General features: G+C 45.3%; 9 protein-coding genes. 1 reads left to right on the top strand and 8 read right to left on the bottom strand.

The features are described 5' to 3' along the window. Nucleotides 1-144: 144 nt before the first annotated feature. The 4 genes from RS889_RS15855 to RS889_RS15870 all read right to left on the bottom strand — a co-directional run bounded on the left by RS889_RS15855 (nucleotide 145) and on the right by RS889_RS15870 (nucleotide 4,650). Complete coding sequence (locus RS889_RS15855) at nucleotides 145-1,050, bottom strand: sugar phosphate nucleotidyltransferase (RefSeq protein WP_315707970.1); 906 nt, start codon at nucleotides 1,048-1,050, stop codon at nucleotides 145-147. A 70-nt stretch (nucleotides 1,051-1,120) separates the two neighbouring features. After that, the gene (locus tag RS889_RS15860) at nucleotides 1,121-2,287 is read right to left on the bottom strand and encodes a nucleotide sugar dehydrogenase (protein ID WP_315707971.1); all 1,167 of its coding nucleotides are present in this window, start codon (nucleotides 2,285-2,287) and stop codon (nucleotides 1,121-1,123) included. A gap of 114 nt (nucleotides 2,288-2,401) precedes the next feature. Then, nucleotides 2,402-3,409 carry an NAD-dependent epimerase gene (locus RS889_RS15865; protein ID WP_315707972.1) on the bottom strand — a complete coding sequence of 336 codons (1,008 nt, stop codon included), beginning with the start codon at nucleotides 3,407-3,409 and terminating at the stop codon, nucleotides 2,402-2,404. A gap of 521 nt (nucleotides 3,410-3,930) precedes the next feature. Then, nucleotides 3,931-4,650: a glycosyltransferase family protein gene (locus RS889_RS15870; RefSeq protein WP_315707973.1), complete on the bottom strand. Its 720-nt coding sequence runs from the start codon at nucleotides 4,648-4,650 to the stop codon at nucleotides 3,931-3,933. A gap of 848 nt (nucleotides 4,651-5,498) precedes the next feature. Between RS889_RS15870 and RS889_RS15875 the strand changes: the two genes are divergently transcribed. Beyond that, a complete protein-coding gene (locus RS889_RS15875) occupies nucleotides 5,499-7,085 on the top strand; it encodes a TerC family protein (protein WP_021015181.1) in 1,587 nt (528 codons plus the stop codon). Nucleotides 7,086-7,168: 83 nt separating this feature from the next. Here RS889_RS15875 and asmA read toward each other — a convergent pair whose 3' ends face one another. From asmA to apbC, 4 genes are all read right to left on the bottom strand, one after another. Then, nucleotides 7,169-9,001, bottom strand: a complete 1,833-nt coding sequence (asmA, locus tag RS889_RS15880) for an outer membrane assembly protein AsmA (RefSeq protein ID WP_315707974.1) — start codon at nucleotides 8,999-9,001, stop codon at nucleotides 7,169-7,171. 41 nt (nucleotides 9,002-9,042) lie between these two features. After that, a complete protein-coding gene (gene dcd, locus RS889_RS15885) occupies nucleotides 9,043-9,624 on the bottom strand; it encodes a dCTP deaminase (RefSeq protein WP_021015179.1) in 582 nt (193 codons plus the stop codon). A gap of 236 nt (nucleotides 9,625-9,860) precedes the next feature. Then, the gene (gene udk, locus RS889_RS15890) at nucleotides 9,861-10,502 is read right to left on the bottom strand and encodes a uridine kinase (protein WP_315707975.1); all 642 of its coding nucleotides are present in this window, start codon (nucleotides 10,500-10,502) and stop codon (nucleotides 9,861-9,863) included. A 172-nt stretch (nucleotides 10,503-10,674) separates the two neighbouring features. Continuing rightward, a complete protein-coding gene (gene apbC / locus RS889_RS15895; RefSeq protein WP_315707976.1) occupies nucleotides 10,675-11,784 on the bottom strand; it encodes an iron-sulfur cluster carrier protein ApbC in 1,110 nt (369 codons plus the stop codon). Nucleotides 11,785-11,911: the final 127 nt, after the last annotated feature.

Genomic DNA, 11,911 nt, shown 5'->3' on the forward strand with positions numbered 1-11,911 from the left:
ATATACGACACAGGCAATTCAAAAGCAGACAGACATGGTAACTCAGCTAACGCTAGGTGGGTAGTAATTGGTTTGATAGGAAGAGGTGTTCTATAACACGGGGATAACACCCTGCCTGAGCATCCGCTCAGACAGGATTGGTCACTAGGCAGAATGTCTGGCGAGCAGTGCCTTGATGTTCTCTTTAAACGCAGCACCCAGTTCTGGATTATGTAATCCATAAGAGACGAAAGCCTGCGCATAACCCAGTTTACGTCCGCAGTTGAAATTATGGCCTGTCATCTGCACCGCATCAACCGGTTGATGTTTGATCAACTCGGCAATGGCGTCAGTCAACTGAATACGTCCCCAGGCACCCGGCAGAATCTGCGACAAAATCGGCCATGCATCCGCCGTCAGCACATAGCGTCCGACAGCAGAAAGGTCAGAGCCTTCAGTAGGCGTTAGCGTCGGTTTTTCAACCATGGAAGTAATGACCGCTGAATCACCCGCATTGATTAACGGCTGTGCGCATTCCACCACGGAGTATTCCGGCAATACTTCATAAGGACGGTGTTTTACCAGCACCTGACTGTGCCCGGTAGCTTCAAAACGAGAGATCAATTGTGCCAGGTTATCTTTGGATTGATCCGCCGAACTTTCATCCATGACCACATCCGGCAAAACAACAACAAAAGGTGCATCGCCCACAATGGGATGCGCACAGGAGACCGCATGCCCAAGTCCCAGCGTTTGCCCCTGGCGAACATTCATAATAGTTACGCCAGCGGGACAAATAGCCTGAACTTCTGCCAATAACTGGCGTTTGGCGCGCTCTTCCAACAAGGATTCCAGCTCAAATGAGGTATCAAAATGGTTTTCGATCGCATTTTTGGAAGCATGTGTTACCAATACAATGTCCTTGATACCCGCATTGGCGCACTCATTAACAATCTTCTCAATCACCGGACGATCGACCAACGGTAGCATCTCTTTCGGGATAGCCTTGGTAACCGGTAATAAATTCATTCCCAAACCAGCAACCGGGATAATCGCTTTTAATGTTGTCATTCGTTGCTCTCTCAAAAAGAACCCGCAGTCTCACCTGCATTCAGAACACACTCTATCACTAGCTTTATACCTAATCGGAACCGAAGAGATCACGTGTATAGACTTTTGCTGCAACATCAGATAATTCCGATGCCATCCGATTAGACAGTATCACGTCCGAAATCTGTTTAAACTCCTCCAGATCATTGATAACCCGCGATCGGAAAAACTCGGTCTCTTTCAGCTCCGGCTCATACACTACCATTTCGATGCCTTTTGCCTTGATACGCTTCATTACCCCTTGAATAGCGGATGCACGGAAGTTATCAGAACCGGTTTTCATCACCAGGCGGTAAACCCCTACAACTTTAGGGTTTCGCTTAATCACCGAGTCGGAAATAAAATCCTTACGCGTCGTGTTGGCATCCACGATGGCACGAATCAGATTATTGGGGACAGCCTCGTAATTTGCCAGCAGTTGCTTGGTATCTTTCGGCAAACAGTAGCCGCCATAGCCAAAAGAGGGATTGTTATAGTGCTGACCAATTCGCGGATCCAGTCCAACCCCTTCAATGATTTGTTTGCTGTCCAAACCCAACGTCTGTGCGTAAGTATCCAGTTCATTGAAATAGGCAACACGCATTGCCAGATAGGTATTGGCAAACAACTTAATGGCTTCTGCTTCCGTGGAACCGGTAAACAATACCGTGATATCGGTTTTTCTGGCACCCTGCACCAAAAGTTGAGCAAATTGTTCCGCACGTGGTGATTGTTCACCCACCACAATCCGCGATGGATACAGATTATCGTACAGTGCGCGACCTTCACGCAGAAATTCTGGTGAAAAAATGATATTTCCCGTACCAAACTGCTCGCGTACCTGCTGGGTATATCCCACCGGAATAGTCGATTTGATGATCATCAGCGCGTGTGGGTTGACGGCAATGACCTCACGGATCACCGACTCAACCGACCGGGTATTGAAGTAGTTGGTTTTGGGGTCATAATCGGTAGGTGTGGCGATAATCACGAAATCCGCCCCCTGATAGGCAGACTTGCCATCCAACGTTGCACGGAAATTGAGCGACGGATTACACAGAAACTCTTCAATTTCTTTATCTGCAATCGGTGAAATGCCTTTATTCAACATTTCTACCTTTTCGGCGAGAATATCTACCGCCACTACTTCATTATGCTGCGCCAGCAGCATTGCATTGGACAGGCCAACATAGCCAGTGCCCGCAATTGCTATTCTCATTTTTCAGTCACATTAATCAATATATTGTACGCAATGTACAAATTAAAAAAGAAATAGCAATGTAGCAGAAGACAACGTCTGCATATATATTGCTGTGCATCAATAACCAATTATTCAGACTTGATAAAAATCGCGGTACCAGTCGACAAAGGCCTGAACACCTTCGACCACGCCTACTTTAGGGCGATAGCCGGTCATCGCCAACAGGTCTTCAGTATCGGCGTAAGTTTGGTACACATCGCCTGCCTGCATTGGCATAAAGTGCTTTTTCGCTTCAATGCCGAGTGCATTTTCCAATGCGGTAACAAAATCCATCAGTTTCACCGGACTGCCGTAACCAATATTGTACACTCGATACGGTGCCGAACTGGTTGCCGGAGATCCATTTTCCACCGTCCAGGTGCTGTCTGCGACAGGAACCTTATTCGCAATACTCACGACACCGTCAACAATGTCAGTGATATAAGTAAAATCACGACGCATATCGCCATGGTTATAAATATCAATGGGATTGCCAGCCAGTATGCTCTTGGTGAATTTGAACAATGCCATGTCCGGCCGCCCCCACGGACCATATACCGTAAAAAAGCGTAACCCCGTCGTGGGAATGCCATATAAATGCGAATAGGAGTGCGCCATCAGCTCATTGGCTTTTTTGGTGGCGGCATATAGCGAGACAGGATGATCCGTCGAATCACAGGTAGAGAAAGGTGTTTTACCATTCAGACCATACACTGAACTGGAAGAGGCATACAGCAGATGCTCAACATCATGATGACGACAGCACTCCAGAATATTCAGATGCCCGATAAGGTTGCTATCAGCATATGCCATCGGATTTTCCAGCGAATAACGCACGCCGGCCTGTGCCGCCAGATGAATAACCCGGTCAAATTTTTCTGCGGCAAAAAGCGCATTCAGCCCTTTGCCATCATAGATGTCCAGTTTTTCAAAACGGAAACGACTCACTGTCTGAAGTTTTTGCAAACGCGCTTCTTTGAGAGAGACATCATAGTAATTATTAAGGTTATCAATGCCGATAACATCATGTCCGTCAGCGCACAGTGACTGACTTACATAAAAACCGATAAACCCGGCCGCACCGGTAACAAGAAATTTCATTACAACCCCTTATATAACTTCACATATGATGCTGCAGCAGCATTGATATCATATCGTTTATTTAGACTATTATTAATACTACTTGTTTTTTAACTGAAACCATCAATTTTCTAAGCTGACAATATCATTGCGCTTATATATCCGTCATACTTCAAGTTGCAGGTGTGTTGGCTGCGTTCGCTCACCCGAATCACTTACCTGAGTAAGCTCATCGAGATTCGCTCACTTGCCGCCTTCCTGCAACTCGAATTATTTTGGGTATAAATATATATTACATGTTGATATTATAGATATAATCTAACATAAGATTAACCATCAGAAATAAGGCAACTTTAAAAACATAGGTATTTAATAAAATTCGAATACATTCATTAACCCACATTTACATATTAAAAATAGAATTTGAATATCCACTCAAACTCTATAAAGCATAAAACTTCCATACGTATGATGAAGAACAATGAATTATAATTCAAAAACCAAGAATGAACAGTCCTATCCTAAAGAATGGAATCATCACATCATTTAATTATCATTTTCTTGATTGTAAAAATCAAGACACTCTTTATATGCCAAAAAAAATGCCTGGAAAATATTTTTCGATTATTATACTGGGCATAGTGCACCGCCTTTACCATAGGTAAATATAGTGGCTTTATGTTCTTCTTCGTTGAGCGATAACAGATATCTATATCCTCACAGTACATAAAATATCGCTCATCAAATCCTTTCAAATTAGCATAATGGCTCACTTCAAAAATCATAAAAGAACCGGCCAACCAATCCACATAAGCGATATCATTGACCTCTTTTCTATTTATTACAGTATCATTCTTACCTAAAAAGAATGATTTAAAAAAATCAGACAAAACCGGGTAATGCCTAATGCCCTTATCATGAATTGTGAAATTCTCATCTGTGAATAGATTTATACCCGCTAATTTAAAATGATACTGGTCATGAAGAGAAATAATTTTTTCAATTTCTTCGCATGTAATAAGCACATCTGGATTTAATACAATAAATAGATCATTGTCTTTAGGATTAAACTTATCTTGTATATATTTAAATATCAAATTATTATTTTCGCCAAACCCTAGATTTTTTTTATCATCAATATAGTCAATATTATTTTCCAAACAAAAAACATCAAACCCAGAGCGATAACGTTCTGAATTTTCTTTTACAACAACTTTATATTTTTTGGCAAGATCAGGAAGGCAATGAATGTTTTTTATCATGCATTGATGACCATGTGAAACGACAGAAATATATACATTCATATTAAAAATATTCCGAGCATAAAATTTCATGCTCTCTAAGTATTCTTTATTAACAAGACAGAAGCTATACCAATCGACCGTTTAATATTTGTATTCTATCACTCTCAAGTATGTTCACAAAATTCTGCTAATCAACATGATGCAAAGCAGAACAATATCTTCACATTCAGTTAATACACACCATTAATCTGAAAAAATCCACAAACCAGCGAACAGAAAAACGCCAGATCAGATGCCTATCAGAAATGCAGGGATTTTTCATACAAAAGAAAAAATCAAGCGGTTAGATTTAAGATTTAATCATAAAAAACAATAACAGGCAGGAAAAAGCAGTTTACACTATGAACTAAATAACGCACATGCACGCTACCGCCTTGGCTTTCTGGCTACCAATGCGCGACCAACCACAAATCCAAACTTGTGTCCATCACTATATCAATCTAAAGTGGCACCTAAAGATCAGAACACCCTTTGCTGAAACGAAGTAAAACAGCTGCCGCTACATTATTAACTGCATATAACATAATACAAGTGAAATATCCCGAATGAGGGAAATTTTACCAAGCTATAACTATCTTTTACATTTGAATTTCCGGGCATTTCTGTCTTCTGCACTTTTCGATCTCCATTCCGAATTTATATATGCTTTATCACCGAAGAAATTTTACAATAAAATGCTGTAGGGAGTAGTATTCGATGGGTTATTAATTCTTTCTCTCTCCCTAAGAAATCGCCTAACATAGACAACAAACGAACAAATCAAATAAAATTTAGAATATTATTCCAAAAAAAGGTAAAAATTCAGTATGGAATGGATAGTTGATCCAACAGTGTGGGCAGGATTGGCAACACTGGTGGTGCTTGAGCTGGTATTAGGCATCGACAACCTGGTCTTCATTGCGATTCTTGCTGAAAAGCTGCCGGAAAAACTGCGGGACAAGGCTCGTGTTGTCGGTTTATTACTGGCACTGCTGATGCGGTTTATCCTGCTCTCCTCTATATCTTGGCTGGTTTCCCTTACTAATCCGCTGGTTACAGCGCTGGATCACGCTTTCAGCGCCCGCGATATTATCATGCTGGTCGGGGGATTGTTCCTGTTGTTCAAAGCTACGATGGAGCTTAACGAAAGGCTGGAAGGCAAGGATCAGGGACAACAGACTCAACACAAGGGCGCACGTTTCTGGCCGGTTGTCGCACAAATTGTCATTCTGGACGCTATTTTCTCTCTGGATTCAGTTATCACCGCCGTAGGGATGACAGAGCATCTACTGGTTATGATGGCAGCCGTCACCATTGCTATCGGCTTAATGTTACTGGCCAGCAAACCACTGACTCGCTTTGTCAATGCGCATCCGACCATCGTCATTTTATGCTTGAGTTTCCTACTGATGATTGGTTTTAGTCTGGTGGCCGACGCCTTTGGTTATCATATTCCTAAAGGCTATCTCTATGCGGCCATCGGCTTCTCCGTGATGATTGAAATGCTCAATCAGATTGCGCAGTTTAACCATAAACGTTTTCTCTCTTTGTCTCTGCCGTTACGTCAACGAACAGCGGAAGCGGTACTACGAATGCTACGGGGCGAACATAAAGATGCCGAACTGGATAACCAGACATCAGCCATGATTGCGGACAACACCGGCGACGCCGGTCAATCCGTTTTCAACCGACAGGAACAACGGATGATTGAGCGGGTGTTGGGCATGGCTCAACGTTCAGTGAGTAGCATTATGACCTCGCGGCACGATATAGAAAATGTAGATATCGACACCGAAACTGAACATTTCCCTGCTTTGATGGAAAAAAATCAGCATACCCGGCTGGTAGTGACAGACAAAAATGTATCGAATGAACCACTCGGTGTCGTGCACATTATCGATTTGTTACGCCAGCAGCTTAATTGCCAGCCTCTGGATCTGCGCAAGCTGATCCGTCAGCCGCTAATTTTTCCAGAACAGCTATCGTTGTTATCAGCACTCGAACAATTTCGTGAGGCCCATACACACTTTGCTTTCGTGGTAGATGAATTCGGCTCGGTAGAAGGGATTGTTACATTAAGCGACGTCATGGAGACCATTGCCGGGAACCTTCCATTGGAAGGTGAAGAATTGGATGCTCGCCATGATATTCAGGAAAATGAAGATGGTACGCTGACCGCTAACGGTTATCTTCCCGTAGAAGATTTGATGATGTATGTCCCGTTACAATTGGATGAAAAGCGTGAATATCATACTCTGGCCGGATTGCTAATGGAGTACTCACAAAAAATCCCACAAGAAGGTGATGAAATCGTCATTGATGGATATCGTTTCAATGTGCTGACGGTCGAAAGTCACCGCATACTCAAAGTGTTAATTATTCAGGATACGCCACAGTCCGATTACGAGGTTTGAAATACAGCGTTTTAAATACACGATGGTGGCAAGTCAAACGGTCAATATGACTCTGCAGGCGTATATATCGCCTGCAGAGTTAATCACAACCCCTGCATCAGTTGCTTGATATCTTTATTCTTCTGGTACTGCTTATTTTTGCCTATCCATTCATTTAGTCGTTTCTTCATTTCATCTTGCAGACGATTGCGTAGAATTTGATCAACCTGAAGTTGGTAATTAAGGTTATGCCAAGAACCATACAAACGGAACGGTATCACGATATCCTGAAGCATCTGTACAACGTTTTTGTCACCTAGCCATCCTTGAGTGACCTTCACACCCAGGTTGACATCACAGCGCTGTGCTGGGAGGTCAAATGTACCCTCACCGGTCAGTGACAATATGTCGGAACGACCATCCAATGCCTGTAGCTGTAATTTACCCGCGCTAAGACGAGCTTTAGCGGTCATCTGCCGCACTTCGGTATAACGTTCATAATTGCCTTGGCTGTGGACGCTGCTGTTATTACGCTCAACCGCCTGCTGAATCATCTGTTGAATATTCAGGCCATTCAGCCGCAGACCCGTCGCCTGCAACGTGGCATTGCCATGCCACTGTGACATAACTGCGGCGGCAGAAAGTGAATTGCCACTCATATCCCCTTGCAGACTAAGCTTGCCACTTAGGGTTTCCGGCAAACCAAAAGCGTGTAGCAGTGGTGATAACGCTATATTTCGAAGATCCGGTTGTACGGTAATAGAGGGAGACGCATCTATATTCATCGATCCTGGCAACGAAAAACGCCCATCGCCTAAGGTACCCACTAAGGTGGGCACCGATAGTACCCCGCGTTGATTGGTCGCCTGTAGTGCAAACTGGGTAACATGCAAGCCGTGATAAATTAGCTCATCGGCATCAATGGCAACATGGGCGGTAAAACCTCTCAACACTTCATTATCTTTTTGACCTGTCACATCTTTAGAAATCACTGGTTTGGCTGCAATGGCTTTATCTGCCGGCGCATCGCTATCCTGGAACTGTGCCAGTCCTAGCAATTCGTCCAGATCCAGTCGCGTAGATTTCAGACTCAGTATGTAGTCAGGAACACTCCCCAGTACTGCCGTCACAGAGCCTGTCAACTGACTGTTATTAGCGCTCAAGGCAAATTGACTGATGGTCATTTTTTCTGGTTGCTGTTGGTAACTGGCCTTCAGACTGCCTTTACCACTGATACCGGTCACCGGAATCCCTGCGCCCTGCAGCTGATAATCAAACTGTTCAACACTGGCGCTGACTTGTTGTGGGAAATGCTGCATGTCCATGCTGGCTGCCAACGTAAACGATAAGTCACGCTGATCACGGTTAATACGGCTGGACAGATCCAGCTGTAGCTGATTGGCGCTGTTACGCACAACTTTCAGATTAATGTCACGGACATTAATCAAATCGTTATCAGTACGCTGGAAGACTAACAGGCTGTCGGCCACTTCTATACGGTTAATATCAAAGCGCCAGCCCGTTTCTTCTCCTGGTTCTGAAGGCCCAGGAGGAGCAATAGGTGCTCGACTCATCCGTTTAGCGGCACTTTCCGGTGTGAAGCGAATTACCGCACCTTTGAGCATCACCTGTTTTACTTCCAGCCGGTGGGAGAGCAGAGGCCATAACTTGACATCCAGGCGCATGTTTTCTGCGCTGACCAGTGGTACCTCTGCTCCTGGAGCACTCAACGACATACTGCCGGAAAGAATGCTCAACTCCGGCCATACATGCCAGCGCAATTCGCCATCAAGCTTCAGCTTGTAACCACTGTGCGCTGCCACCTGACGCACCATATAATCACGGAAGTCGTTAGGATTGATCAGTACAATCAGCGAGGTCATTCCCACGACCAGCACCACCAGCAGAATAACCAGCGCTGTTAGAAATCTTCTCATGCCATCCTCATTACAATAGGCATACAGCAAACTGTCGGAAGCTAGTCTTCATCAATCCGGCTTGCGACAGCACCTTTCTGATCTTTATATTTAGCGTCCTGACGACGATTATAAGGCCTTGCTGCCGGACCGGATAATGGTTCAAAACTCAGGGCACCAATCATCATGCCGGGGCGTAATGCCAACGGCAACTTACCTGAATTATAGAACTCCAGCACGATGAGTCCCTGCCAACCAGGATCAATACGGTGTGCCGTGACATGAACCATCAACCCTAAACGCGCCAGTGAGGAGCGGCCATCCAGCCATCCAACCAGATTATCTGGCAGTGTTACCGACTCCAGCGTCACAGCTAACGCCAATTCTCCCGGATGTAGGAAAAAAGCTTCTTTTTCGGTCAGATTGATTTCGTCGCTCATCACGCGATCCAACGCAGCACTGACTTCGTCTTTCGGACCACTTAAATCAATGAAAGGCGCCGTATGTCCACAAAATACGCGAAATTGATGGCCTAATCGGACATCCACTGTGGCACCATTAATTCGCTCTTGAGGGGGGCGAGGCGTAATCACCAATCGGCCATCATCCAGCCACCTTTCAATATCACGATCACACAGTCTCATTATTTTCTCCACTCAAGCAAGGTACCCACTAAAACGGCCACAGCCAGCCAGAAATCACCATGCCGACAATATATCCGTCATCTTTCAGGTGCAGGTGTGTTGGCATCATTCAAATCTGCCCCGACAGACTCATCACTCTAACCATCTACTAATGTAGGTTCATCGGGATTTATTCTTTCACCGTCGTTCTGCATCTTGAAATCTATTGGGTCTACATACAATAATAAAAAAACAAATTATTCAAAGAATTGACTAATTTTTGCTTTCAAGATATCAATCGCAATCCGATTTTTTCCGCCCCGCGGGACAATAATATCGGCATACTGCTTGGATGGTTCGATAAATTGCAAAAACATCGGACGAACGGTTTTCTGGTACTGCTCCATTACCGAATCCATCGAACGCCCGCGCTCATTAACATCACGGCGCATACGACGCAGCAAGCAGATATCCAACGGTGTATCGACAAAAATGGAAAAATTCATCTCTTCCCGTAACCGGGCATCCGTTAATAACAGAATGCCTTCCAGAATAATCACTTTCTTTGGTTCAAGCTGTACCGTTTCCTTTAACCGGGTATGTTCCACATAGCTATACCGGGGCAATTCAATTGGCTGCCCTACCTTCAGCATTTTCAGATGCTGCAGCAGCAAACCATGATCCATCGCGCCAGGATGGTCATAATTAGTTTTAACCCGAGTTTCCATGGTCAGATGAGTCTGGTCCTTGTAATAACTGTCTTCCGACACGACACCAATATGTTCATTGCCAACCTGATCACGTAACTCACGGTAAAGCGTACTGGATATAAGACTTTTGCCAGATGCAGATGCTCCGGCAATCCCGATGATGACACACTGATGAGATTTATCAGTCATGGTAATAAAGACCTGATTCACAAAATAAAGGAGGGGATGCATCGCCAGGATGCCCTGGCGCAGGCAATTATAGGGAGTTAGCACGGTTCATGCCAGCGTTTCGCGGAAACATGGCATTCGGATGGTGGGTTTCCGCGCCCTCTGCCGATGACGCGGAATGATACGATGCCAATTACAATGAGCGAACGGCTATCTCGGTGGGAATAACTTCACCCTGCCAGTACAGTTGAGCGGCCACACGACCGGCCAACTCACGGTAGAGTGATGTAAACTCACTATCCGGGTGGCTGACCACCGTCGGCTCACCACGATCCAGATCCTCGCGCAAGGAAATGTGCAGCGGCAACTGTCCCAGCAGAACACAGTGATATTTTTCTACCAGTTTCTGCGCACCACCGGTGCCAAAAATGGGCTCCAGATGGCCACAGTTGCTGCAAATATGCACACTCATGTTTTCTACAACCCCCAATACCGGCACGTTAACCTTCTCAAACATGACGATACCTTTCATTGCATCCACCAAGGCAATATCCTGCGGCGTGGTGACCACGACAGCCCCCGTGACGGGCACGCTCTGTGCCAGTGTGAGCTGAATGTCTCCGGTTCCCGGCGGCATATCCAGCACCAGATAATCCAGATCCGGCCACAGCGTATCCTGTAGCAGTTGCAGCAAGGCTTTACTGGCCATCGGTCCGCGCCACACCATAGCATTATCATCAGTAACCAGATAGCCAATTGAATTGGTTGCCAGCCCATGCGCCATGATCGGCGCCATATGCTGGCCGTCAGGTGACGTAGGACGTTCGTTGACCGCGCCCAGCATCGTAGGTATCGAAGGACCATAGATATCGGCATCCAAAATACCGACGCTGGCACCTTCCGCCGCCAGTGCCAACGCCATATTCACCGCTGTGCTGGACTTCCCTACTCCACCCTTGCCGGAACTGACGGCAATAATATTTTTAACGCCTTTGATTCCAGGCTGGTCGTTCACCCGGCGCAACGTCGCGATATTATGTGATAACCGCCATTCCACTACTGTGGCGCCACTCAAACGCAGCAATTCGGCGCTAACCGTTTCCTTTAATACTTCCAGGCCACTCAACCAGACAAACGGCATGATCAGTTCAATATGTAATACGCCATCCAGCAACGCACAATGATGCAGTGCATTAAGTGTCGTCAGGTTATTTTTGAGTGTTGGATGCTTAAAAGTAGACAGCACTCCGGTAACCATGGCACGCAACGCATCAGGGCTCTGCTCGGAGAGTTTATCGTTCATCCCGGCTCCTTGAAATTTGGTTATTTACCGATAAAAGACCGCTATAGCATATCAGAACGCCACGGTCCTGATGTACTGAAGGTCAAAAAACCGGGAGATAAACGAAAACGTGTTCCGGGCACGGTGG

It is taken from the genome of Brenneria uluponensis, from assembly GCF_032395385.1.
Taxonomy (GTDB): Bacteria; Pseudomonadota; Gammaproteobacteria; order Enterobacterales; family Enterobacteriaceae; genus Prodigiosinella; species Prodigiosinella aquatilis.